We start from the raw sequence: 24,664 nt of genomic DNA, 5'->3' as shown, positions 1-24,664 counted from the left end.
CTCCCCCGCGGGGGCGGGGGCGGGGGCGGGGGAGGGGCGACCTCAGGCACCGGTCTGTCCCCTCAAAAAGACAGGTGACAGCGGCTAATCCCCCCGCGCAAAATCCTCAGGCGTATCGAAATCGCGCGCCATATGCTGGTCCGCCTCGACGAGCCGGGCGCCGACCAGCAGATCCCGCGCTCCGTGGTCGCCGCTGAGCCGCATCAGTTGTTCCAGCATCGGCCGGCGGAACACCGCCGGCGGGGTGATGTGCCCTGCGACACGCGTCGCCGCCGCCGGTCGGCCGACCGTCGCCTCGACCAGCGTCCTCAGATGCTCTGCCGTGACATAGGGCATATCGGCGAGGCAGATGATCAGCGCATCGGCCTCAAGTGCCATGGCGCGCTCGGCGGCGAGTTTCAGTGACGCCCCCATGCCGGCCGCCGGATTGGGATTGCTGATGATCCCGTACCCGCGCGCCTCGAACAGCTCGATCCGTCCGCGCGCCCGCGCCGGGCAGACCGCGAAACGCGCAGCCAGCGGCAGGCTGCCCATGGTGTCGGCGATATGCGCCCCCAGCGGTTTGCCGTCCAACACGTGCAGCACTTTGTCAGCGCCGAACCGGGTCGACAGCCCGGCGGCCAGGATCACGCCGACAATGGTCTCAGGCTCGATCAATCGCCGCCCGCTCCGCCGTGATCTCGGCCAGCACCGAAAGCGCCAGCGTCCCGGGATCACGCGCCCGGTCGATCAGTCCGATCGGGCCGCGGATGCGATCGACCTGCTCCGGCGGCACGCCCCTGGCGATCAGCCGCTCGCAGCGCTGCCGGTGGGTCCGCACGCTCCCCATCGCCCCGATATAGAAACCGGGCGCCGCGACGGCCTGCGTGAGGATAGCGTCTTCCCATTCGTGCTCGTGGAACAGCAACACCGTCGCCGTCCACGGGTCGATCGCCAGGTCCAGCGTCTGAGAGGGCGAGGTCAGCCGCGTCACCGGCAGCCCGAGAGCCGCAACCACCGCCGCACTCGCATCGTCCGGCGTTGCGACGGCGACCTCCAGTTCGGCCGCCAGCGCCACGCGCGCCAGCACCTCGAGGTCCGGTCCGCGTCCCGCCAGCCCCAGCCGGGTGCGCGGCAGGTAGCGGCGCACGAACGCCCCTTCGCGCCAGCCGGTCGCCCCATTGTCGTGGATCAGCCGTGCCGTTGAATCCTCGGGCCGGAAGGCAATGGCAAACGCCTCGCGCCGCCCCAGCGCATCGAGCGCCGCGTCGATGAGTTGCGCATCCGGGCTCACATGCACCAAGAGGTCCACCCCACCGCCGCAGGGAAAGCGGATATCCATGTAGGGCGAGCCCTTGCCGAAGCGGACGATGCGGTCACCGCCTTCGGCGATGAACGGCAGCACTTCCGTCGCAATCGCAGGCTCGACACAACCGCCCGACACGTGCCCGACATGCCGGCCATCGGCGAGCACCGCGAGATGGGCGCCGAGCTCCTTCGGCGCCCCGCCGTCGATAGCGGAAATGGCAACGAGCGCCCCCGGTATCCCCAGCCGCGCGCCCTCCGCCAGCAACGCGAACGGTGCCGCCTCACGGCTCACCGCCGCCCATGCGGGCACGACCAGTTCGCGATCTGCGGCAGGCGTCTGTTGCACGGGGCCTCCTCAAGCTCAGGCCCACTCTAGCGCTCGCACCTGCCCAGGCAAAGCTGCGAAACGCATGGCTTGAGGTACGTAACCGGTGTATGAGCTTTCCGACCTGAATCAGCCTATCAGCTGACACTACCGGAGGAGTTTCGTCACATGCAGCCCGTCGGCATCGGCATCATCGGCACCGGCAATATATCGGATGCCTATCTCAAGGCCGCCCCGCAATTCCCGATCATAAAGATCGTCGCCTGCGCCGATATCAACATGGACGCAGCGCGCGCCAAGGCCGCGACCTACGGCGTCGAAGCCCTCACTGTCGACGAACTTCTGGCCGATCCGCGCATCGGCATCGTCCTCAATCTCACGACGCCACAGCACCACGTGCCGGTCGGGCTGAAGGCCATCGCCGCCGGCAAGCACGTCTATTCCGAAAAGCCGCTTGCCGTCGCCTTCGAGGATGGGCTGCGCCTCGTCGAAGCAGCCGCGAAAGCCGGCCTCCGCATCGGCTGCGCGCCCGACACCTTCCTCGGCGGCTCGCACCAGACCGCTCGCAAGGCGATCGACGCCGGCACCATCGGCACGCCGCTCGCCGGCACCGCCTTCATGATGGTCGCTGGTCACGAACTCTGGCACCCCAATCCCGACTTCTACTACAAGGCCGGCGGCGGCCCGATGTTCGACATGGGCCCGTATTACCTCACCTGCCTCGTCAACATGCTCGGCCCCGTCGCGAGCGTCACCGGCGCCGCCAAGGCCTCTTACGACACCCGCACCATCGCCTCCGGCGCACGCGCGGGCGAGAGCTTCGCCGTCGAAGTCCCCACCCACATCTCGGCGCTCCTCTCCTTCGCCAACGGCGCCGCCGTCACCATCACCACCAGCTTCGATGTCTGGAAGCACGCCCACGGCCATATCGAAATCTATGGCAGCGCCGGCTCCATGCTGGTCCCCGACCCCAACCGTTTCGATGGCGCCGTGCAGGTCTCGGAAAAGAAGGGCGACTGGACCGACGTGCCGCAAACGCATCTCTACGGCGACGGCAACTACCGCATCCTCGGCCTCGCCGACATGGCCCAGGCCATCACCGAAGGCCGCCCGCACCGCGCCAGCCACGAGCTGAGCCTCCATGTCCTCGAGATCATGGACTCGATCCTGAAGTCGGCCGAAAGCGGGAGGCGTATCGAGCTCACCCACCCAGCTGCCCGTCCCGCCCCGATGCGCGACGATCTTCCGTTCGGGCAGCTCTGACCTCTCAGGTGGCGCGCTGCTCCTCGAGCAGTTGCGCCACCGTCGCCACCTCGACCTGCATGCCGAACCGGTTGTGGTAAAGCTCCAGCGCCGCGTCATGCGTCTGGTCCGCCGACGAGCACACCGCGTCGGTAGCGATGATCACGCGATAGCCGAGGTCGATCGCCCCGACCACTGCCGCCAGCACGCAAACCTCGGTCTCGGCCCCTGAGATGATCACCGTAGCCACGCCGCGGCGCTTCAGCTCGTCGTCGAGTACTCCGTCGATCCAGGGACTGTAGACGCGCTTGTCGATCACCCGCGCCGGCGGCACGAAGCCCCGCAGGTCCGGCACGAGGTCCAGCAGGCCCGGATCCAGCCGATCGAGCGTCATCTCCGGCCAGCGCCGGTAGTAACGCTGCCACGTACCTGCCGCTTCGGTGGCGTTCTGCGCCGGCACGAACCGGGTGAACACCGTCCGCTCCGGCGCCAGCTCCACCAGTTGCACCACCCGCGGCAGCACGATCGCCATCCACTTGGTGTGCCAGTCCGTCTCCTCGGCAAACATCCGCTGCATGTCGACGCAAAGATGCACCCAGCTCGTGCCGAGCGAACCGAAAGCGATACCATCCTTGTCGACAGGGCCGGTCGGTGACATGCGAACTCGCGCACTGGTGCCTATCCGACCTCAATGGCTGCCGCGGCGGCAAGTTCCGTGAACCGCCATTGGCCACGCCAACATCTTGCTAACCAGTTGAACGCAAAGCATTGCTGCCCAACGGATCACATTTTCGATTCTGTTAACTTGCGCCTGCTTGGATGCACCACAGGAGCAGAAGCTCCGGGGGATATTCGGTGCAAGTCCTGATCGTCGACGATTCACGATCGAGCCTCGCGTTCCTTGGCCATGTGGTCGGAGCGCTCGAGGGCGTTACCTTCGAAACCTTCCTACGCCCTTCGCTCGCCCTTGAAGCCGTAGCCCGCACCCAGTTCGATCTCATCCTCGTCGACCATGTGATGCCCGAGATGGACGGCGTCGAGCTGACCCGTCGCCTTCGCGCCCTCGAAGCCTACCGCCTCGTCCCCATCGTCATGGTGACCTCGGACAACTCCCCCGCTTTGCGCGTGAAAGCCATAGCGGCCGGCGCGACCGATTTCGTCAACAAGCCCTTCGACACTACCGAACTGCAGGCCCGGGTGACCAACCTACTGGCCCTGCGCCGCGCCCAGATCGAGCTCGCCGACCGCGCCGCCTGGCTGGCCCGCGAAGTCGAGGTCGCTACCCGCCACCTCGTCGCCCGCGAGGAAGAGATCATCTGGCGCCTCGCCCGCGCCATCGAATATCGCGACGGCGACACCGGTGGCCACGTCTCCCGCGTCGCCCAGATCTCCTCCATGCTCGCCGGCGCCCTCGGGCTCAGCCCCGAGCGCTGCCGGCTCATCTATCTGAGCGCACCACTGCACGATATCGGCAAGATCGGCATCCCCGACGCCGTCCTCGGCAAGCCCGGCAAGCTCTCGCCCGCCGAACTGACGGTGATGCGCGAGCACGTCTCGATCGGCGCCCGCATCCTCGAGAACGGCTCGTCCGAACTCATCCGCACCGCCGAGCTCATCGCCCAGAGCCACCATGAGCGCTGGGATGGCACCGGCTACCCCGACCGCCTGTCGGGCACCGATATCCCGATCGAAGCCCGCATCGTCGCTATCGCCGATGTCTTCGATGCGCTCTGTTCCGAGCGGCCCTACAAGCAGGCCTGGCCGATCGCCGATGCCCATCGCGAGATCGTCTCGCTCGCGGGGACGCATTTCGATCCGTCCTGCGTCGCTGCCTTCCAGCGCATGTGGCCCGAGATCGAGGCCATGCTGACCGAGCCTCCCGAGCCCGTCCGCCTCGCCGGCTGAACCCGCGAAGTTACTGCCGATGCGCAGCGCCGTCTCGGCACCGGCCTGGGCCGCGGGCTTACCCCCGCACACGATCGCCAGCCCTCGCGGGCAAGTATTCCCGCCTCTCCCAGAGTCTCCGTCGGCTTGCGTCGACTCGCCCATGACTCCCGGTGAGTCATCCCGGAGTCGATGAGCACTCGCGATAGATTCGAAGAAACCAAGTATTAACCTAGAAATACACAGTAATATCTCGCAACAACGGTTATCACAAATACTGCGTATCGGTAATGCGGATTTAACTTATCCGGTCAAATTATAGGAGTGCTAGGGGGCAACAGCAATTCCGAGTGGACGCGGAGGCACTGTTACTGGAGCGGCGTGGCGGATTGCCATGTCTTCCGGTCGGTGGCTTGCGCGCCCAATGCAACTGTATCGCAGAAGCATACTCACTCGGGGCCAGAACGAACCCTATGTCTCAGTCATTGCCGCATCCGCTCGCTTTGAGCGGCGACCTCTCGTTGCGCTCGATTGCCGAGTTGCACGCCAAGCTCACCCAGGCCATCGCCGCGCATGACGCGGTCGCTATCGGTACCGATGCCGTCGAGAGCATCGACGTCGCCTCTGTGCAGCTTCTCGTCTCCGCCACCAAGACCGCTGCCGCGCAGGGCCGGACGCTCACCGTCACGGCTGCTGCAAACGGTCCTGTGGCGCGGACGCTGATCGCGGCCGGGTTCCTTGCCGCCGACGGCAGCCCCAACCTTCCCACCCTTTCCACCTGGACCATTTCGCGAGAGGCGGCATGAGCAAGACCATCCTCACCATCGATGATTCCGCTTCCATCCGGCAGATGGTCGCCATGACCCTGCGCGGCGCCGGCCTGACCGTGCTCGAGGCCGGCAACGGGCTCGAAGGCTACAACACGGCGACGACGCAAACGGTCCATGCCGTTGTCACCGACCTCAACATGCCCGTCATGAACGGGCTCGAGTTCTTGAAGAAGTTCCGCGAGCACCCCGCCGGCAAGGGCATCCCGGTGATCCTGCTCACCACCGAGTCCGACGATGAACTGAAGCGCCAGGCGCGCGAAAGCGGTGCCACTGGCTGGATCGTCAAGCCGTTCAAGCAGGATCAGTTGCTGGCCGTCATCAAGAAGGTGACCGGCGCATGAATTCCGATCCCGCCGACACCTTCCGTCAGGAAGCCCGCGAACTGCTCGAGCAGCTGGAGCAGGGCCTGCTCGATCTCGAGCACAACCCTGACGATGCCGACCTCGTCAACGCCGTCTTCCGGGCGCTGCACACCATCAAGGGCTCTGGCGCCATGTTCGGCTTTGCCGACGTCGCCGCCTTCGTGCACGAGTTCGAGACCGCCTTCGACAAGGTGCGCAAGGGCCTCTCGCCCATCACCGACGCGCTGGTCGCCGTGGCGCTCGATGCCAAGGACCATATCCACGCCCTGATCGAAGCACCCGACGCAGCCGAAGGCGCGGGTGAGCCGATCCTCTTTGCACTGCGCCAGATCGTCGATGGCGACGACGCCTTCCCGGCCGCACCGATGGCGATGCCGGCGCCGGCCGATGACGTCCCGCTCGAGCCGACCGGCAAATGGCGCGTCCGCTTCATGCTCCCGACCGATGCGCTGGTGCATGGCACCAACCCGATGCTGCTGCTCGGCGAGATCGCCGATCTCGGTCCAACCGAAATCACCGCATTCGTCGACAATGTGCCGACCCTCGACGTCATCGATCCCGAGCACTGCAACCTCGGCTGGCAGGTCGATATCGAGCACGCTGACCCGACCGCCGCGCTCGACGATGTCTTCATGTTCCTCAAGGACGGCATGGAGCTCTCGATCGAGCCGCTGGCCATCGCCGCAGCCGCCGAACCGGAGCTGGCCCCCGCAGCCGAGACCATCCTCGATATCCTCGCCGAGGAAACCGAAGCCGAGGCCCTTGCCGCCGAACTGGCGCCGATCGCCAAATCCAGCAAGCAGCCCGCCAGGGAGCAGAAGGAAAAGCCCGAGGCTGCCGCCTCGACCTCGATGCGCGTGCCGGCCGAACGGCTCGACGAACTGATGGACAAGGTGGGCGAACTGGTCATTGCCCAGGCCCGCCTGTCGCAGCTCGCCGCCCAGAGTTCCGATCTCAACCTGAAGACCGTCGCCGAGGAACTCGAGCGCCTGTCCTCGGGTCTGCGCGACACCACCATGGGCATCCGCATGGTGCCGATCGGCTCGATCTTCTCGCGCTTCCGCCGCCTGGTGCACGACCTCAGCCGCGAGCTCGACAAGGACATCGAGTTCATCACGACGGGCGAAGAGACCGAGCTCGACAAGACCATGATCGAGCGCCTCGCCGATCCGCTGGTCCACCTGATCCGCAACTCCGTCGACCACGGCCTCGAAAGCGCCGAGCAGCGCATCAAGGCCGGCAAGCCCGCCAAGGGCACCGTAAAGCTCTCCGCCGTCTATGCCGGCGCCGAAGTCGCGATCTCCGTCACCGACGATGGCGCCGGTCTCAATGCCGATCGCATCCGGAAGAAGGCCGAGGAGCAGGGGCTGATCACGCCCGAAACGCGCCTCGCTGACCAGGAGCTCTACCAGCTGATCTTCGCGCCCGGCTTCTCGACCGCCAGTGCCGTGACTTCGCTCTCCGGTCGCGGTGTCGGCATGGATGTGGTCAAGCGCACCATCGATGGCCTCCGCGGCAAGATCGAGCTCTCGACCAGGCCGGGCGAGGGCACCACGATGACACTCCGCCTGCCGCTCACCCTCGCCATCATCGAGGGCATGCTGATCCGCGTCGGCAACGGCCGCTACTCGATCCCGCTTTCGGCGGTCGAGGAATGCGTCGAGCTACCGGCCGAAGTCGCGACCCATTCGCGTGGCCGCAACTTCCTCGATATCCGTGGCAGCCTCGTGCCCTTCCTGCGCCTCCGCGACCTGCTCGACATTCCGGGCGAGCCCGATGCGCACCAGAAGGTGGTGATCATCTCTTCGGGCGAGGGCCGCACAGGTCTCGTCGTCGATCAGATCATCGGCAACAACCAGACCGTCATTAAGCAGCTCTCCAAGCTCCACTCGGGCCTCGAGACCTTCTCGGGCGCCACCATCCTCGGCGATGGCGCCGTGGCGCTCATCCTCGACACCTCGCGCCTCGTCTCCTTCGGCCAGGCGCATGAGGAAAAGTTCCGCAGCACTGGAAAGGTCGCCGCATGACCGCCTTCACCGAACCCATGCGCGCCCTGACGCTGCGCCTCGACGACGAGCTCTTCGCCATCAAGGCCGAGAGTGTCCGCGAGATCCTCGATCTCGTCGCAGTCACCGAAGTGCCCAACGCCTCGCCGTTCGCCGCGGGCCTTATCAATGTGCGCGGCCGCGTCGTGCCGCTCACCAACCTCAAGGTCGCTTTCGGCATGCCGCGGCGCGAGCCTGACCAGGACACCCGCATCGTCGTCATCGAGACCGAAATCGAGGACGAGCCGAGCGTTGTCGGCATCCTCGCCGACAAGGTGTTCGACGTCACCGATATCGAGCCGGCCGCCATCGAGGAGGCCCCGCGCGTCGGCATGCGCTGGCGCCCCGACTATGTGCGCGGCATCGGCAAGCGCCGGGGAGATTTCATCATCATCCCCGACATGCAGCGAATTTTCGAAATCGAGGGCCGCAGGAGCGGCTCGTCTAGTGCAGCAGAAGAAAGGGCCGCATCGTGAGACTGACTATCAAGGCAAAACTGGCGGCCGTCTTTGGCGCCATCACGGTGGTGTCCGGGGTGAGCATGTTCATTGCCCTCCAGAACCTCGACAAGCTCAATCAGTCGCTGGTTACGATCGTCAACGTTCGGTCGGCCAATACGCTGACCATGCAGCAGATGCAGACCCACCTCGAGAGCCTCGGCTCGCGTCTCCGTGCCGCCATCATCACCGACGATTCGGCCGTGATCGACGACTACGTGACCAAGATCACAGATGAGTTCGCCGAGATGGCCCGGCTTCTGCAGGCGCTCGACGGCAACGTCCAGGACCCCCAGGTCCGCGGCATCCTTCCGGACTATACCGCCAAGATGGCGACTTACGAGACCGAGATGATGCGGGCCCTCGACCTGGCCAAGCTCAACACCGACACCGCCGCGCTGACCGTCACCACCACCGACGGCAGCGGTGCACTTGGCGTCGTCGAGGAGACGATGAGCGCCTTGGTCAACGCCCTTTCCGCCCGCGTCAGCGCCGGCGACAGTAGTGCGTTCCCGGCCTTCAAAGCGGCGTCGGAAGCCTACATGACGATCACCGATGCGTTCCGGCAGCAGCGCAACGTGCTGCTCGCCTCCTCGCTCCCGGCCAAGCAGGATGAGTGGTACGCCGATTACAAGACCGGCGTCGAAAGCCTCTCCGAGCTGTTCCCGACACTCCGCCGCACTGTGCCGGCGACCGAGACCGCCCTCCTTGCGGCCGCCGAGGAAGCATACGGCAACCTGGTGGTCGCCATGGACAAGGCCGTCGACATCTCGATCCAGCGCGGCGACTACAACGCCATGCAGGCCTCCGACGTCGCTGCCGTGGCGCGTCGCGATGCCGACACGGCGCTCGAGTCGATGATCGGGCGTAACAAGGAACTGCTGGACGCCGCCGCAGTCGAGTCCAAGCAGCTTTACGACTCCTCGATGCTGCTGTTGCTCGCGCTCCTCGCGGGTTCGGTCGTCATCGCTGCGCTTGCCGCCATCTGGATGATCGTCACCATCTCGAAGTCCCTGTCGGCCGCTCTCGGTCTCGCCAACGCCGTCGCCGGTGGCGATCTCAGTGCCGAAGCCAAGGTCAGGTCGAACGACGAGATCAAGGACGTCATCGACGCGCTGAACACGATGACTCGGAAGCTCCGCGAGGTCGTCTCAGAGGTCACCGCCGCCGCTCGGAACGTGGCGTCGGGCAGCCAGGAACTCTCGGCCACCGCCGAACAGCTGAGCCAGGGCGCCACCGAGCAGGCCTCCTCGACCGAAGAAGCCTCCGCTTCGATGGAACAGATGGCCGCGACCATCAAACAGTCGGCCGACAATGCCAGCCAGACCGAAAAGATCGCCCGCCAGTCGGCCGCCGACGCCAACAGCTCCGGCGAGGCCGTGGGCAACGCCGTCAACGCCATGCAGACCATCGCCGAAAAGATCATGGTCGTGCAGGAGATCGCTCGCCAGACCGATCTCCTCGCCCTCAACGCGGCCGTCGAGGCGGCTCGTGCCGGTGAACATGGCCGCGGCTTCGCGGTGGTCGCCTCCGAGGTGCGCAAGCTCGCCGAACGCAGCCAGGCTGCCGCTGCCGAGATTTCGACCCTCTCGGTAGATACCGTGAAGGCCGCCCGCTCGGCCGGCGACATGCTGCAGAAGCTGGTGCCCGACATCCGCCGCACCGCCGAACTGGTGGAAGAGGTCACCGCCGGCTCGCGCGAGCAGAATGCCGGCGCGGCCCAGATCAACACGGCCATCCAGCAACTCGACAAGGTCACCCAGCAGAACACGTCGGCCGCCGAAGAAATGTCTGCGACCTCCGAGGAGCTGGCCAGCCAGGCCGAACAGCTGCAGTCTGCGATCAGCTACTTCCGCATCGACCCGAGCCAGCAATACACCGCCCCGGCTCCGGCCAACGACCGCGTACCCGCGAAGACTGCCAAGCTCCGCGAAGAGCTGATGCAGAAGGCCCCGCACATGAAGCGCAAGGCCCCGGCCCGCACTGCTTCCGGTGGCGGCTTTGACCTCGATCTCGACGACATGGGCGACGATCTCGACAGCGAGTTCTCGCGCCGCGGCGCCGCCTGACCACGCCTTTGACGAACCGGATCGCGGATGAGCCGCGGTCCGGCATACCCATCAAGCCGGTTGGGACCGGCAGCAGCGTTTGGGGGATACTTTGAGACTTACAATCAAGCTGAAGCTCGCCGCCACCTTCGTGGGCATTATCGCCCTCAGCGCCGTGAGCATGTTCATTGCCCTGCAGAGCCTGAACAGCATGGATGGCGCGTTCACCGCCGCCATGGACCACAACGTCAAGCGCATCGAGCTCGCCTCGGGCCTCGAGCGCGACCTGCTCGAATTCGCCCGAGACGAGCACGACCTCATGCTCGCCTCCACGCCGGCCGACACCGCCGAACTCACCGCCAACCTCGATCGCCTTATCGCTGAGATCGAGTCCGGCGCCACCGATCTGCACGATCGCTCCAGCGACGGCGGCCAGCCGCTCGTCGAGAAGTTCTCCGCAGAATTCGGCGAATACCTAACCGAGCACGCCGAGATCCGTCGCCTGTCGGTCGCCAATCTCGATGCCGAGGCCTACGCGCTCGCCTCCGGCAAAGCGGCTGCCGTCATGCACGAAGCTGAGGCCTCGCTCGAGGAAGTCGTCACCCTCAACAACCAGCGACTGGCCGAGGCCACCGCGCACGCCCACGAACTCTCGGCCATCTCCAGCATGCTCGGTATCGCCCTGCTGATCAGCTCCGTGCTGATCGCCGCCGTCGCTGCCACCTGGATCATCATGGGTATCGCCAAGGGCCTCGCCCGCGTCACCGACGCGGTCAACGCCGTCGCCATCGGCGATCTCGAGCAGACCGTCGTCGTCAAGACCAATGACGAGATCAAGGATCTGGTGGCCAAGGTCAACGACATGACCGGTAACCTCCGCAACACCGCCGCCATCGCCGATCGCATCGCCGACGGTGACCTCACCGTCGAGCCCAAGCCCCTCTCCGACAAGGACACGCTGGGCCTTGCGCTCGGCCGTATGGTCGAAAAGCTCCGCGACGTCATCACCGAAGCCATCAGCTCGGCCAACAACGTCTCGGCCGGTAGCCAGGAACTCTCGGCCACCGCCGAGCAGCTGAGCCAGGGCGCCACCGAGCAGGCCTCCTCGACCGAAGAAGCCTCCGCCTCGATGGAAGAGATGGCCGCGACCATCAAGCAGTCGGCCGACAACGCCGCCCAGACCGAAAAGATCGCCCGCCAGTCCGCCGCCGACGCCATCGCCTCGGGCCAGGCCGTGAACGACGCCGTCACCGCCATGCAGACCATCGCCCAGAAGATCATGGTGGTGCAGGAAATCGCCCGCCAGACCGACCTCCTCGCCCTCAACGCTGCGGTCGAAGCTGCGCGCGCAGGCGAGCATGGCCGCGGCTTCGCTGTTGTGGCATCCGAAGTGCGCAAGCTTGCCGAACGCAGCCAGGCCGCCGCGGCGGAAATCTCGACGCTCTCCGACACCACGGTGAAAACCGCCCAGTCGGCCGGCGAGATGCTCACCCGCCTCGTCCCCGACATCAAGCGGACTGCAGAACTGGTCGAGGAGATCACCGCCGGTGCCCGCGAGCAGAATGCCGGTGCGGCGCAGATCAACACCGCCATCCAGCAGCTCGACAAGGTCACCCAGCAGAACACCTCGGCCGCCGAAGAAATGTCGGCGACGTCCGAGGAGCTGGCCAGCCAGGCCGAGCAGTTGCAGATCGCCATCAGCTACTTCCGCATCGAAGCCGCTACGGTAGCCGAAGCACCGGCGCCCGCGGCGCGCAAGCCTGCCGCGAAGCCGAACCTGCGCAGCGAAGTCTTCGCCAAGGCCCCGCACATGGCGCCGCGCAAGCCTGCCGCCCGCGCGGCCAGCAATGGTGGTTTCGACCTAGATATCGATGACACCGGCGATGAGCTCGATGCCGAGTTCACCCGCCGTGGTGCCGCCTGAAGGAGCATCGGACTTGGCTGAGAAATCCCAATACGTGACGCTTGGCGTGGACGGCGAACTCTTCGCCGCCCCCGTCGAGAAGGTGCAGGAAATCCTCGAGATGCGGCCGGTTGCGCGCCTGCCGCAGGCGCCCCCGAACCTGCTCGGCATGACCGATGTGCGCGGCGAGGGCATCCCGGTCCTCGACCTGCGTCTGACCCTCGGCCTGCCCGAAGCCGACGACACCGAGAACACCCGCATCGTCGTGCTCCACGTCAACGGCGCCACCGCGCCGATGACGCTAGGCCTCCGCACCGACCGCGTGTTCGAAGTTACCGTCCTCGATGCCGACGAACTCGATCCACCCCCGTCCGTCTCAGGCAAGTGGCGCTCCCATACTGTCGCCGGCATCGGACGCCGCAACGGCCAGTTCGTCACCGTCCTCGATCTCGACCGCCTGCTCGGCGGTGTGGCTGAGGCGGCTTGAGAGTGATGACCGATAGAGAATGGCGAGGGAGGGGGCCGTATGCCAGTGGGGAACACACCCTTGCCTAGCCTCGCACTAACATCCCGCCCCATCGAAGACGACGGCGAAGATCATCTCAGCGCGCTCGATTTCGGCCGCATTGCCAAGCTCATCGAAGGCGAGGCCGGCATCAAGCTACCCCCGGGCAAGCGCCTGATGGTCGAGGGCCGGCTGCGAAAGCGCCTGCGCGTCCTCGGGCTCGCCGATTTCGCTAGCTATGCCAACTTCCTGTTCAAGCGAAACGGCCTCGAGCGCGAACTGACCCATCTTATCGATGCCGTCACCACCAACAAGACCGATTTCTTCCGCGAGGCCGAGCACTTCGACTTCATGGTCTCCACCATGGTGCCGCTGCTGCTCAAGGCGCGGGGCGAACGCAACCCGCTCCTCAAGATCTGGAGCGCTGCCAGCTCGACCGGTGCCGAAGCCTATACGCTTGCCATGGTGCTCGACGACATGGTCGCCCAGCGCCACGATTTCCGCTTCGCCATCCTCGGCACCGATATCTCGACGCAGGTGCTGGCCCAGGGTCGCCGTGCCGTCTATCCCGCCGAAATGATCGCTCCGGTGCCGCCGGAAATGCAGGCCCGCTACGTCATGCACGCGCGCCGGCCCGGCCCTCGCCGCGAGGTGCGCATGGCGCCCGAGCTGAGGCGCTATGTCCGCTTCGCCCATCTTAACCTGATGGACCAGACCTACCCGTTCGATCGCGACGTCGACATCGTCTTCCTGCGCAACGTGCTGATCTACTTCGAGAAAGCCGATCAGGAAGCCGTGGTGGCGCGCCTGCTCACCCATATCCGGCCGGGCGGCTATCTCGTCCTCGGCCACTCCGAATCCATGATCGGCACCGCGCATGCCGTCCGGCAGGTCGCCCCTGCCGTATTCCAGAAGCTCTGAGGGGGAGCCGATGCCCGACCGCAAAATACGTGTCCTGATCGTCGACGATTCCGCCGCCGTGCGCACCACGCTCACCGACATCATCTCGTCCGATCCGGCCCTCGAAGTGATGGCCACGGCCGCCGATCCCTATATCGCGGTCGAGCGCATCCGCCAGGAAGTGCCCGATGTCATCTTCCTCGATATCGAGCTGCCGCGTATGGACGGCATCACCTTCCTGAAAAAGATGATGTCGCAGCGCCCCATCCCGGTGGTGATCTGCTCGTCCCACGCCAGCGAAGGCAGCGACATGCTGATCAAGGCATTGGAAGCCGGGGCCGTCGATGTGGTGCCCAAGCCGCGCGTCGATACGGTTGAGGCCCTGCATGACTCGCGCGCCCGCATCTGCGCCGCCGCCCGCAATGCCGCCGAGGCACGGCTGAAGGGCCGCGCTGTCCGGCCGCCGGCACCGGAAATCCACGTCGAAGCCAAGCTCACCGCCGACGCGGTAATCCCGCCTCGCTCGGCCGCACGCGCCGCCTCCGCTCTCGCCACCATCCCGGTGACCGAGCCGGTGATCTGCATCGGCGCATCGACCGGTGGCACCGAGGCCCTGCGCGACGTCCTCGTCGAACTGCCCGCCGCGTCGCCGGCCATCCTCATCGTCCAGCACATGCCCGAGCGCTTCACCGCCGCGTTCGCACGCCGCCTCAATGGCCTCTGCCAGGTGCGCGTCAAGGAAGCCGAGGATGGCGATGTGCTTGAGGCCGGCCAGGTGCTCATCGCCCCCGGTGGCCGTCACATGACGCTGCAGCGCACCGGTTCGCGCTACACCGTCAACATCGTCGATGGCCCGCATGTCTCGCGCCATCGCCCCTCGGTCGATGTGTTGTTCCGCTCGGCCGCCTATGGCGCCGGCCGCAACGCCCTCGGCATTCTCCTCACCGGCATGGGTGACGACGGCGCCAGGGGCCTCCTCGAAATGCGCCAGGCCGGCGCCACCACCATCGCGCAGGACGAGGAAAGCTCGGTCGTCTTCGGCATGCCCAAGGAAGCCATCGCACTGGGCGCCGCCGCCAAGATCGTGCCGCTGAAGCGCGTCGCCCAGGAGATCACCACCTACGCCAGCCGTGCGCCGCTGAGGGATTCCGCATGATCGCCGAAGCAAGCACCGCACTGGATATCCTCCCCCGCGGGGCGGGGGAGGGGGACCACCCAAAGGGTGGTGGAGGCGGCAACCCAGATCTCGGCGATACCCTCGCCGATCTTATCCCCGATCTCCGCGCCATCGTCTCCCACCTCGCCTCCCCCCGCGAAGCCATCGACGGCGCCTTCGTCGCGGTCGGCGATCGCCTCGCCGAATGCGCCGGCATCCTCACTCGCATCACCGGCACCTTCGAGGCCCTGCCGGTTGAACTGGGCAGCGATGAACTCACCAGTGCCACCGACGGCCTCGCCCTTGTCGGCCGCCGCGCCGGCGAGATCTCCGTGGCGCTCGGCGCCGAGCAGGATGACCTCAACCGCCTCGTCGAAGCCCTGCGCAAGGCCGCCCACCCGATCTCGGAACTCCGCCGCACCGTCAAGATGATGGGCATCGTCGCCATCAATGCCCGGGTCGTCGCCGCCAGCGTCGTCACCGCTGAGGAGGATTTCGGCGTCTTCACCACCGATATCGCCCAGCTCTCAGACGGCGCTGCGACCACCATCAGCAAGTTCCACCGCACCTACGAGGCGCTCACCGGCGTCGTCGCCGACGCCGCTATAGCTCGCGGCAATTTCGAAGCCGCGCATCGCCAGACGCTTTCCGCGCTCGCGACCGAGCTCGAGGCCGACCTCGCCGAAGTCACCGAGCAGCGGCTCGAATCCGCCCGCTCCAGCGTCACCACTGGCCAGATGTCGCGCGCCATCACCGACAAGGTCGCAGCCGCGGTCATGGCCCTCCAGGTCGGCGACGCCACCCGCCAGCGCGTCGAACACGTCGAAGCTGCTCTCCTCGACGTGGCCTCCCTCTTCATCCTCCCCCGCGGGGCGGGGGAGGTGGCCGGCCCAGGGCCGGCCGGAGGGGGCCACGATCCCTCGGCCGTCGTTCCCTCGTATGTCCCCACGGCCATGGAACTCCAACGCCTCCAGCTCGAATCCGCCCGCGAAACCCTGATCATCGAGATGTCCTCGGGCGCAGACGCGCTCAGCCACCTCACCCAGGACGTCCAGGCCGTGCTCGAGCATGCCGGCAGCGTCTACGGCTCCGCCGAGAACCGCTCCGCCCTTGCCGAACTCCACGGCGCCGTCCGCCGCGCCGTTACCGTGCTGCGCGATTGCGAAAGCGAGCGCGGCAAGCTCGATCAGGTCGCTGCCGCCGTTTCCGATACCGTCCGCGTGCTGCTCGACCACGTCGAGGCGGTGCAGGAGATCGAGTACAAGATGCGGCTCGTCTCGCTCAACGCCGCGGTCAAATGCGCCCAGCTCGGCCCGCGCGGCCGCGCCCTCGATGTCATCGCCCAGCAGCTCCGCACCCTCACCGGCGAGACCGTCGTCTCGGCCCAGGCCGCCGTCGAGTGCCTCAACGAAGCGGCGGGCTATTCCACCGCCTTCACCCAGTCCGCCGGCTCCGGCGCCACCCGCGTCGGCGATCTCGAACGCGAGGCGACTGCGGCGCTCGAACTGCTCGAAGCCGTCGGCTTCCGCATGAAGAACGCACTGGTCGAGCTCTATGCCGATGGTCCCAAGGTCGCCCGCCTTCTTGAAGACGCCGTCGGCGCCCTCGCCAGCCACGCCGCCATCTCCGAAGCCCTCAGCGACATCGAGTTCGCCCTGATCCTCCCCCGCGGGGCGGGGGAGGTGGCCGGCCAGGGGCGGGACGGAGGGGGGAACATCATCGAGGGCCACCCCGACTTCTTCGCCACCCTCCGCCGCCGCTACACCATGGACGCCGAGCGCCGCCTCCACCACAGCTTCCTTGGCACCATCCCCGAGGCCGAGCCCGAACCCGAAGCCTCCGGCGATCTCGACGACCTGCTGTTCTGAGCGCCTTCACGGCCCGGCTGAACCATCTCGCCACCAGCGGTGATGCTCTTGCAGTACTCGCTAGCCCAAATGCCGCAACTGCGTGCTGAGGCTCCCCACATCGAGCACCCGGCCATCGATCCGGTCCGCGAACTCATACGCCCATACCGTCGCCGCCGGACCCGCCTGGATGAACAGGTCGTCGAAGCCGGTCGAAGCGAGCACCGCGCTCCGGATTTCGGCCGAGTGCTCGAAAGCATCGGTCTCCGGCACCTTGATGAACTGGGCATCCCTGAGCCCAAGCCGCTGCATGGTGCCCAACTGCTCGGGGAACGACAGCCCGCCCATCGGCCGGTCCGGGCAGACGAATAGGATTCGCCGCCCGCTGAACAGCGCTCGATACCGATCCAGCACGCCCTCCATCTCGCCCCGTGCATACTCCTCGACATGCAGGCCAAGGAAAAACACGCCGGCCGAGCCGTAGGTATCGAGCCCGGTTTCATGTGTGACAATCCGCCAGTGCCGCTGATACTCGCGCTGCTGCCGCCGGCGCTTAAGCACGAGGATATCGTTGTGCTCCCGGATGCTGCGGAAGCCATCCGGCACCTTGGGATAGCGCTCATAACGCGCCACCCACTCCTGTTCGGCCCTGTCGGTGAAGAGGTTGTTGAAGCAGGCAAGCGCCCCGGCCCTGGGCACCAGCAGCGCCTCGTTCAGCGCCGCCTCGAGCGCCGCGCTGTGCCGCTGGAAGCGCAGCCCCCGCCCGTAGAGCGCCAGCTTCAGCTCGCCGTCGCCGAACCGGGACAGCGCGACGCCATCTTCGAGCACCCGCCGCAATGTCTCCTCGTTGCCGAGGCGTTCGATCGGACGTGAATCGGACAAGCGGGCGCGCAGCGATCGCAGCCAGTAATTCATCGCCATCGAACCTCGTCCTCGGAAGGGCCGCCACCAACCAGCCGATGCCCCCCAAGTCAAGGACTGGCAGAAGTTCATGGCCTAAGAGCAGACTTTCACTGCACCTTTGCGCGTCCAGGCATCGATTTCCGTGCCCGTCCGACCCCACTGGACTCGCTCCGGGACTTCCGGTAACGTTCCCAATAGATGCCGGTCCACGGCACGGAGGATCGATGGGCAGGCGCCCGACCATCATTGATGTTGCACGGCTTGCCGGCGTGTCGAAGAGCACCGCCGCCCGCGCCCTTACCGATTCCGGTGACGTCAATGACGCGACGCGCGAGAAGGTCCGCCTCGCCGCCCGTCAGGCCGGCTATGAGCGCAACCACCTCGCCGTCGGTATGCGCTCGGGCCGCTCCGGCCTTTTCGGCCTCGTCATTCCGGACATCACCAACCCGTTCTGGGCCGAAGTCGCCCGCGGTGCGCAAGATATCGTCGGCGAGCGTGGCGCCTCGCTCCTGGTCTTCTCCTCCGACTGGGATCACGACCGCGAGGCCGCGCACCTGCGCGCCGTGCGCCAGGCCCGCGTTGAGGGCGCCATCGTCAATCCGGTCTCCGACAATGTCGATGATTTCGGGCGCTTCGGCGTGCCGCTGGTGCTGATCGGCTCTTCGGCCGAGCGCTTCCCGGATACGGCCAGCATCGGTTCTGATATCGCCCAGGCGGTGCGCCTCGGCATGGAGCATCTGGCGTCCCTTGGCCATACCCGCCCGGCCCTGATTCTCGGCCCGAAATCACGTCTTGCCCGGGCTCGCTTCCTTCGCGCCGTGCACGAATACTGCCTCGAGCACGACATCGATCCGGCCTCGCTCCTCGTCGAGGAGACCGACTACACCTTCGAGGGCGGCCAGGCCGCCATGCAGCGGCTGATGGCGCGCCAGCCGATCGGTCACATCGCCGTGTTCTGCGCCAACGACCTCATGGCACTCGGCGCCATGCTGGCCGTACGCGATGCCGGGCGCGAATGTCCGCGCGATGTCTCCATTCTCGGCTTCGACGGCGTGCCGGCCGGTGCCTTCTCCTGGCCGACGCTCACTACCATCGAGAAGCCGGCCCGCGAACTCGGCCGCCGCGCCGCACTCGCCCTGTTCGACGAAATCGCCGGCCGCCCACAGGCCGGCCGCACCTATCTGCCGTGCCGCCTGATAGAGCGAGGTTCACTCGCCGATCTGGGCGCACAAACACCCCTGCGCATTGCCGGGGTGGGGAGGAGCTAGACTATGTCCAGCCTGGACAGCGCAACGGCGCTTTCGACCTCGGCCGGGAACGTTCCCAAGTCCAGCCGCTTTGCCTCCGGAGTCCGCCGCTGGTGGCCCTACTACGTCATGCTCGCTCCCGGCCTGATTTTCTTCCTCATCTGGCACTATTTCCCAATCTGGGAAGCCAAGATGGCCTTCGAGCAGGTGCGCATCATACCGCCCAATATCTGGGTGGGACTGAAGCACTTCCAGACCCTGTTTTCGTCGCCGGTCTTCTACCAGGTGCTCGCGAACACGCTGATCATCTCGACGCTGAAGATCGTTTTCGTCTTCCCCGTCCCGATCATCGTGGCGCTGCTGCTCAACGAGGTGCGGAGCGGCAGGCTGCGCAAATTCGTGCAGTCGGCGATCTACCTGCCGCACTTCCTCAGCTGGGTGGTGATCGCCGGCATCTTCATCGCCATCCTCTCGCCCTCCGATGGCGCCGTGAACCAGATCACCGGCTTCTTCGGCGCGAAGCCCGTCAGCTTCATGACCGAAGGCAACTCCAGCCGCTGGGTGCTGGTCTTCTCCGAAATCTGGCGCTCCGCCGGCTGGGACAGCCTGCTCTACCTCGCCGCCATCGTCGGCATCGACCAGTCGCTATATGAAGCGGCCGAGCTCGATGGCGCCAACCGCTGGCAGAAGGTCTGGCACGTCACCATCCCCGGGATCGTCCCGACCATCGCGACGCTCTTCATCCTCAACATGGGCATGTTCCTCTCGGCCGACCTCAACCAGGTCATCAACTTCCTCAACGACGTGAACCGCGGCCAGATCGATATCCTCGACACCTACGTCTACCGGATCGGCCTCCGCACCGGCGAATACTCACTCGCCACCGCCGCCGGTCTGTTCAAAGCCGTGTTCGGCATGATCCTGATCCTCACTGCGCACTTCGTCTCGAAGCGCCTCACCGGCAAGGGAGTGTGGTGATGGCCGCGCCCCGAGGTACCGCGATCCGCCGCTCGCCGCTCGAGCGCATCGAATACGCCATCATCGTCACCACGCTGCTCGCCATGGTGGTGGTGATGCTGCAGCCGATCCTCAACCTGCTCGCTGTTTCCTTCTCCGATCCCACCAGGGTCGCGGGCAAGAGCGGCCTCGATATCTGGCCGTCCGGCTTCTCGCTCGATGTCTGGCTGCTGCTGCTCCAGCATCCCAACGTCCAGCGCGGCATCCTCAACTCGATCTTCATCACCGCCACCGCGACCGCCATCGGCGTCATCGGCACGGCACTGATGGCCTGGGGGCTGAGCCGGCCGGGGCTGCCGTTCCGCCGCGCCATCTTCCTGCTGGTGCTTGTCACCATTGTCTTCGAGCCCGGCATCATCCCTGACTACTTCCTGATGAAGCGGATGGGCCTTCTCGACAGCTACTGGAGCGTCATCCTCTACAAGGCGGTGAACGCCTGGTACCTGATCATCCTCGTCCGCTTCTTCGAGGAGATCCCCGAGGAACTGCTCGAGGCCGCCGAACTCGACGGCGCCAACGCCTTCCAGATCTTCTTCCAGGTCGTGCTGCCGCTGGCAAAGCCGGCGCTGGCGACGATCGCCCTGTTCTACCTCGTCTTCCACTGGAACGAGTTCTTCCGGGCGATGATCTACCTCAACGACCAGACCAAGTATCCGCTGCAGGTTGTACTGCGGCAGTTCGTGGTCGAGGGCGACAAGCTGGCGATCGTCGGCGCCGAGAACGCGGCCAACAATATCGGCGTCGCCCAGATCAACTTGAAGGCGCTGAAGGCCGGGATGATCATCATCACCATCCTGCCGATCCTCGCCATCTATCCGCTGATCCTCAAGTTCTTCACCAAGGGCACCATGAGTGGGGCGCTGAAGGGATGACAAATTCTTCTGTCATTGCTGCCCGATTTGGAGGCAAACTCCCGACATGCGGCGCGGGAGAGTGTCATGACCGAGCGCAAGAGAAGTGCAGTCAATCGGGACCTGCGGATCGCGGTTCTTCTACTGGCGGGCATCGAGGCGGTGCTGTTCGTCATCGTCGCGTATTTCGTACTCAATCAGGCGATCGCCTCCAACGAGCAACTCAGTCGATCGATCGGTTGGGCGCTGGCAGCGGCAGTAGCAGCCCCCATCGTGCTGCTTACTCTGCCGGCGCTCATTCTCGGGATCTGGGGACGTCGGCTGAAGCTGGCGTTGGGTCTGGCCATTCTTGCCCTGCTGATGCCGCTGGCCGTCTGGTATCTCACCTAGCTCCTCCCCCAGCCTTCGCCGCCGTAGATTCCGCTGTTATTCCGGCCCTTTGTCGGGGCATGCTCGCGCTGCAGAGCCGAGGAGAGCCGCATGACCGATACCACGGCAAGCCCGAAGACGCCGTGGCTGCGCTACACGGTTCTCGCCCTCGTCGGCCTGCAGGTGGCGCTGTTCGCCTTTGCCCAGCTGGACTATTGGCTGCGTGCCGCCTCGATGGACATGATGACCCGCTCGATGGGCCAGGACATGTCGATCATCATCTGCATCCCCTTGGTGCTGCTGACGCTCCCGGCGTTGATCCTCGCGCTCAAGCGCCGCTGGCTGGTGCTGGCCCTGATACTCGCGCTCCTGCCGCTGCTGCTGGTCGTCGCTTTCTTCGGCTTCTTCGCCCTCAGGTAAGCCGCCGCTCTCGGCGCGTAAGACGTTCGGCCCGAGTCCTTCCCACACACTTGATGTCCCCGCGAATGCGGGGATCCATCTCGCCGCCATCGCAGCCGGCGAAATGGACCCCGGCCTGCGCCGGGATGACATCGCGGCCGTGGGGGATTTCCCGCTCAACCAACCAATAACCAGGCATAACGGAGGAGAATCCATGCTTAAGACCCTGCTTCTGACAACCACAGCGCTGGCGCTCAGCCTGTCGCTGGCTATGCCAGCCAGCGCCCAAACGGTGATCCGTCTCGTTTCGAAGGACTTGCTGACCACCAATCCGCCCGACGTCGCCCATATCGAGCGCATCGAGGCGGTGCTAAAGGCGCAAGGCACCGATCTCGACATCCAGATCGTCGACCTGCCGTCTTCCGGCTATGCCGATGCGCTCGGCGTCATGCTGCTCTCGGGCGATATCCCCGACCTGATCTACTTTCAGGGCGGCGACGCCAAGATGGCCGATCAGGGCATTCTCGAAGACCTCAACCCGTGGATCGAAAAGTCGCCCAACCTCAAGGCCGCCCTCTGGCCGCACAACGTCGACCGCCTCAAGAACTACCCGTACCTGCTCTACGTCTATCCGCCACGCGCCCCGCAGCCGGTGATCCGCAAGGACTGGCTCGACAAGCTCGGCATCGCCCCGCCGCAGACGGTGGATGAGTACGAAGCCTTCTTCAAGGCCATCCACGACGCCGATCTCGATGGCGACGGCACCCCGGGCAACACGCTCGGCGTCACCACCGCCGACAACACCAACGAGCTCGACTCGATCTTCAACCAGGCCTTCGGCATCACCGGCACCTGGATGAGGGACGCCGCGGGCGAGTGGGTGAGCTCGCGCATCACCGATGCCGAGAAGGCCAAGATCACCTGGTACGCCAAGCTTGCGGCCGAGGGCCTCTACGACAAGGAATACGTGACCTCGAAGTTCGACGTGAAGGAAGACAAGTTCTACACCGGCAAGGCTGGCGTGATCTTCGGCTCCTCAGCGGAAGTCATCGACATCTACGGTGGCAAGATGCGCCAGGCGCATCCGGAAACCCCGATCGAACTGGTACTGCTGCCGATCCCCAAGGGCCCGGGCGGCCAGGGTCTCTCGGCCACCGATGTGTCGAAGGAAAGCCGCGGCTTCGCCATCGCCACCACCTCGCAGCACAAGGAAGAAGTCGCAAAACTCCTCGACTTCATGGCCTCGACCGAGGGCCAGATGCTCGACCGCATGGGCTTCGAGGGCGAGGAATACACCAAGTCCGGCGACACCTACACAATCACCGACAAGATGAGCACCTGGTACGCCCGCTTCTTCGCGGCTGCTAACTTCGTGCCGCCGGTCGAGTGGAAGTCGGCTGCGGCACAGGAGTCGCTGAAGAACATCACCACCTGGTTCAAGCCCGACAACGCCTTCGTCTGGCCGTCCGACTTCGCCGCTGACCTCGACGCGACCGAGAACGTCTATCGCGCCTGGGTCTACAAGTTCATCTCCGGCGAAGCCTCGATAGATCAGTGGGACGCTTTCGTCGCCGAATGGAAGGCCGCCGGTGGCGACCGCCTCAACGAGTATGCCCGGACCAAGCTGAACGGCTAAGGCCCGGCGCTGACCGAGGGCCGGTGGGAACCTCCCTATCCGGCCTTCGGCCACCTTCTCCTGCTCCAGCGGTTGGCGTGTGTCAGAGCGCAACGCAAGGGGGAGAAGGCCCGACTGAAAAGTCTCGGCTCATCGCCTTCTCCCTTGATGGGAGAATGTGCCCGAAGGGCGGATGAGGGTGGGGCAAACACACACGGAACAGTGCCTTGAACGACACCAGTACCTCGCTCCGCGGCCGCGTCCGCGCCATGCTGCACGGTATCGCCCTCGGCGACGCGCTCGGCGCGCCGGTCGAAAAGCTATCGGCCGGCGACATCCGCGCCCGCTATGGCCGCGTCACCACGCTCGACGCCCGCTGGCACAAGATGGACCTGCCGCCCGAGCAGCGGAACCACCGCATCCGCGGCAACGGCATCGTCACCGACGACACGCTGATGACGCTGGCGCTGATGGACGTCTACGCCGAAACCAACCATCACCTCGACGCCTGGGACATGGCCGACGCCATGGTCCGGCAGATCGCCTGGACGCCCCGCTGGATCCCCGAGATGCAGCGCGAGGCGAACCTGATCGACCGCCTGTTCTATCCCGAGAGGTGGATCTTCCAGCGCCACCAGCTGGCCAATTGCGACCCCCGCCAGGGCGGCATCGGCAACATGGTCAACTGCGGCGCTGCCATGTACATCGCCCCGGTCGGCGTCGTGAACGCCTGCGATCCCCGTGCCGCCTACCACGAGGCGATCAGCTTCGCGCAAGGCCACCAGGAGAGCTACGGGCTCGAAGCCGCCGGCGCTTTCGCCGCTGCGGTCGCTGCCGCCTTCGTGCCGGGGACGACGATCGAGGAAGTCGTCGACTGGGCCATCGTCTATAGCAAGGACGGGACACGCGAAGCGATCCGCGCCATCGTGGAAGTCGCAGCCAAGCTGCACGGCGCCGACCACGCCGAAGTCGTCGCTGCCTTCCACGCGACCATCGCGCCATTCTCGCCGATGGGCGACGACGTCAACCACACGCCCGAACGGGCTGGGCGCCTGTCCACCGCCTATCAGCCGTCGCGGCTGGGTTCGATCGAAGAACTGCCGCTCGCGCTCGGCTTCGCGCTGGTCAATGGCGGCGACTTCCGCAAGTCCATCGAGGACGGGATCAATTCGGGCCGCGATACCGACTCGATCGGTGTGATGGCCGGCGCAATCCTCGGCGCCATGCACGGCGAAAGTGTCATCGTCGAAGCCGACCGGCTGCAGCTCGATGCCGCCAACCGCCTCGATCTTACCGCTGCGGCCGACCGCTTCACTGCCACCGCGACCGAAATTCTCCTCGCCGACCGCAGGGCCCACGAAGCCACTGAGCGCGGCCGCGACGACCTGTTCAGCGAAGCCCCCGCGGGCGACGTCGTTTTCATCTGACCATC

22 protein-coding genes and 2 pseudogenes are annotated in these 24,664 nt (G+C 65.9%); 20 read left to right on the top strand and 4 right to left on the bottom strand.

What is annotated here, in order from left to right; all coding sequences use genetic code 11:
* Nucleotides 1–84: 84 nt before the first annotated feature.
* Together ACOYW5_RS11535 and ACOYW5_RS11530 are read right to left on the bottom strand one after the other, a co-directional pair.
* A complete protein-coding gene (locus tag ACOYW5_RS11535; RefSeq protein ID WP_423065035.1) occupies nucleotides 85–657 on the bottom strand; it encodes a nucleotidyltransferase family protein in 573 nt (190 codons plus the stop codon).
* The gene (locus ACOYW5_RS11530; protein WP_423065034.1) at nucleotides 644–1,633 is read right to left on the bottom strand and encodes an XdhC family protein; all 990 of its coding nucleotides are present in this window, start codon (nucleotides 1,631–1,633) and stop codon (nucleotides 644–646) included. The genes ACOYW5_RS11535 and ACOYW5_RS11530 overlap by 14 nt, the downstream gene beginning before the upstream one ends.
* A gap of 147 nt (nucleotides 1,634–1,780) precedes the next feature.
* Between ACOYW5_RS11530 and ACOYW5_RS11525 the strand changes: the two genes are divergently transcribed.
* Complete coding sequence (locus ACOYW5_RS11525) at nucleotides 1,781–2,875, top strand: Gfo/Idh/MocA family protein (RefSeq protein ID WP_423065033.1); 1,095 nt, start codon at nucleotides 1,781–1,783, stop codon at nucleotides 2,873–2,875.
* A 4-nt stretch (nucleotides 2,876–2,879) separates the two neighbouring features.
* Here the strand turns inward: ACOYW5_RS11525 and ACOYW5_RS11520 are convergent, their stop codons facing one another.
* The gene (locus ACOYW5_RS11520; protein ID WP_423065032.1) at nucleotides 2,880–3,512 is read right to left on the bottom strand and encodes a cysteine hydrolase family protein; all 633 of its coding nucleotides are present in this window, start codon (nucleotides 3,510–3,512) and stop codon (nucleotides 2,880–2,882) included.
* A 197-nt stretch (nucleotides 3,513–3,709) separates the two neighbouring features.
* On the opposite strand from ACOYW5_RS11520, the gene ACOYW5_RS11515 reads away from it, so the two are divergent.
* The 12 genes and pseudogenes from ACOYW5_RS11515 (at nucleotide 3,710) to ACOYW5_RS11460 (ending at nucleotide 16,852) form a co-directional block, all read left to right on the top strand.
* Entirely contained in the window at nucleotides 3,710–4,759 is a 1,050-nt protein-coding gene (locus ACOYW5_RS11515; protein ID WP_423065031.1) for an HD domain-containing phosphohydrolase, read from the top strand.
* A gap of 452 nt (nucleotides 4,760–5,211) precedes the next feature.
* Entirely contained in the window at nucleotides 5,212–5,544 is a 333-nt protein-coding gene (locus ACOYW5_RS11510) for an STAS domain-containing protein (protein ID WP_423065030.1), read from the top strand.
* A complete protein-coding gene (locus tag ACOYW5_RS11505; RefSeq protein WP_423069380.1) occupies nucleotides 5,541–5,909 on the top strand; it encodes a response regulator in 369 nt (122 codons plus the stop codon). Before ACOYW5_RS11510 ends, ACOYW5_RS11505 begins: the two co-directional genes overlap by 4 nt.
* Complete coding sequence (locus tag ACOYW5_RS11500) at nucleotides 5,906–7,957, top strand: chemotaxis protein CheA (RefSeq protein WP_423069379.1); 2,052 nt, start codon at nucleotides 5,906–5,908, stop codon at nucleotides 7,955–7,957. The genes ACOYW5_RS11505 and ACOYW5_RS11500 overlap by 4 nt, the downstream gene beginning before the upstream one ends.
* Entirely contained in the window at nucleotides 7,954–8,451 is a 498-nt protein-coding gene (locus tag ACOYW5_RS11495) for a chemotaxis protein CheW (protein WP_423069378.1), read from the top strand. The genes ACOYW5_RS11500 and ACOYW5_RS11495 overlap by 4 nt, the downstream gene beginning before the upstream one ends.
* Nucleotides 8,448–8,933, top strand: a pseudogene (locus ACOYW5_RS11490) (MCP four helix bundle domain-containing protein); the annotation flags it as partial. The gene ACOYW5_RS11495 and the pseudogene ACOYW5_RS11490, both read left to right, overlap by 4 nt.
* 495 nt (nucleotides 8,934–9,428) lie before the next feature.
* A pseudogene (locus tag ACOYW5_RS11485) lies at nucleotides 9,429–10,541 on the top strand (methyl-accepting chemotaxis protein); the annotation flags it as partial.
* 91 nt (nucleotides 10,542–10,632) lie between these two features.
* Complete coding sequence (locus ACOYW5_RS11480) at nucleotides 10,633–12,444, top strand: methyl-accepting chemotaxis protein (protein ID WP_423069377.1); 1,812 nt, start codon at nucleotides 10,633–10,635, stop codon at nucleotides 12,442–12,444.
* Between the two features lie 13 nt (nucleotides 12,445–12,457).
* On the top strand, nucleotides 12,458–12,910 hold the full coding sequence (locus ACOYW5_RS11475) for a chemotaxis protein CheW (RefSeq protein WP_423069376.1): 453 nt from the start codon (nucleotides 12,458–12,460) through the stop codon (nucleotides 12,908–12,910).
* Nucleotides 12,911–12,970: 60 nt separating this feature from the next.
* Nucleotides 12,971–13,849 (top strand): CheR family methyltransferase, encoded by an 879-nt coding sequence (locus ACOYW5_RS11470; RefSeq protein WP_423069375.1) that lies wholly within the window; start codon nucleotides 12,971–12,973, stop codon nucleotides 13,847–13,849.
* Nucleotides 13,850–13,859: 10 nt separating this feature from the next.
* Nucleotides 13,860–14,984, top strand: coding sequence for a protein-glutamate methylesterase/protein-glutamine glutaminase (locus tag ACOYW5_RS11465; protein WP_423069374.1), 1,125 nt, complete (start codon nucleotides 13,860–13,862; stop codon nucleotides 14,982–14,984).
* Entirely contained in the window at nucleotides 14,981–16,852 is a 1,872-nt protein-coding gene (locus ACOYW5_RS11460; protein ID WP_423069373.1) for a hypothetical protein, read from the top strand. Before ACOYW5_RS11465 ends, ACOYW5_RS11460 begins: the two co-directional genes overlap by 4 nt.
* 60 nt (nucleotides 16,853–16,912) lie before the next feature.
* On the opposite strand, the gene ACOYW5_RS11455 is transcribed toward ACOYW5_RS11460, so the two are convergent.
* Complete coding sequence (locus ACOYW5_RS11455; protein ID WP_423069372.1) at nucleotides 16,913–17,752, bottom strand: GT-D fold domain-containing glycosyltransferase; 840 nt, start codon at nucleotides 17,750–17,752, stop codon at nucleotides 16,913–16,915.
* A 206-nt stretch (nucleotides 17,753–17,958) separates the two neighbouring features.
* Here ACOYW5_RS11455 and ACOYW5_RS11450 point away from each other — a divergent pair, with 206 nt between their 5' ends.
* The 7 genes from ACOYW5_RS11450 to ACOYW5_RS11420 all read left to right on the top strand — a co-directional run bounded on the left by ACOYW5_RS11450 (nucleotide 17,959) and on the right by ACOYW5_RS11420 (nucleotide 24,659).
* Complete coding sequence (locus tag ACOYW5_RS11450) at nucleotides 17,959–19,002, top strand: LacI family DNA-binding transcriptional regulator (protein WP_423069371.1); 1,044 nt, start codon at nucleotides 17,959–17,961, stop codon at nucleotides 19,000–19,002.
* Between the two features lie 3 nt (nucleotides 19,003–19,005).
* Entirely contained in the window at nucleotides 19,006–19,959 is a 954-nt protein-coding gene (locus ACOYW5_RS11445; RefSeq protein WP_423069370.1) for an ABC transporter permease, read from the top strand.
* Nucleotides 19,959–20,870 carry a carbohydrate ABC transporter permease gene (locus tag ACOYW5_RS11440; protein WP_423069369.1) on the top strand — a complete coding sequence of 304 codons (912 nt, stop codon included), beginning with the start codon at nucleotides 19,959–19,961 and terminating at the stop codon, nucleotides 20,868–20,870. Before ACOYW5_RS11445 ends, ACOYW5_RS11440 begins: the two co-directional genes overlap by 1 nt.
* A 66-nt stretch (nucleotides 20,871–20,936) precedes the next feature.
* The gene (locus tag ACOYW5_RS11435; protein WP_423069368.1) at nucleotides 20,937–21,239 is read left to right on the top strand and encodes a hypothetical protein; all 303 of its coding nucleotides are present in this window, start codon (nucleotides 20,937–20,939) and stop codon (nucleotides 21,237–21,239) included.
* A 90-nt stretch (nucleotides 21,240–21,329) separates the two neighbouring features.
* Nucleotides 21,330–21,638, top strand: a complete 309-nt coding sequence (locus ACOYW5_RS11430; protein ID WP_423069367.1) for a hypothetical protein — start codon at nucleotides 21,330–21,332, stop codon at nucleotides 21,636–21,638.
* A 193-nt stretch (nucleotides 21,639–21,831) separates the two neighbouring features.
* Nucleotides 21,832–23,253 (top strand): extracellular solute-binding protein, encoded by a 1,422-nt coding sequence (locus tag ACOYW5_RS11425; protein ID WP_423069366.1) that lies wholly within the window; start codon nucleotides 21,832–21,834, stop codon nucleotides 23,251–23,253.
* Between the two features lie 206 nt (nucleotides 23,254–23,459).
* Complete coding sequence (locus ACOYW5_RS11420; protein WP_423069365.1) at nucleotides 23,460–24,659, top strand: ADP-ribosylglycohydrolase family protein; 1,200 nt, start codon at nucleotides 23,460–23,462, stop codon at nucleotides 24,657–24,659.
* Nucleotides 24,660–24,664 lie beyond the last annotated feature (5 nt).

It is taken from the genome of Devosia sp. CN2-171 (genome assembly GCF_049354815.1).
GTDB lineage: Bacteria > Pseudomonadota > Alphaproteobacteria > Rhizobiales > Devosiaceae > Devosia_A.
This window is presented reverse-complemented; position numbering and strand designations above follow the sequence as displayed.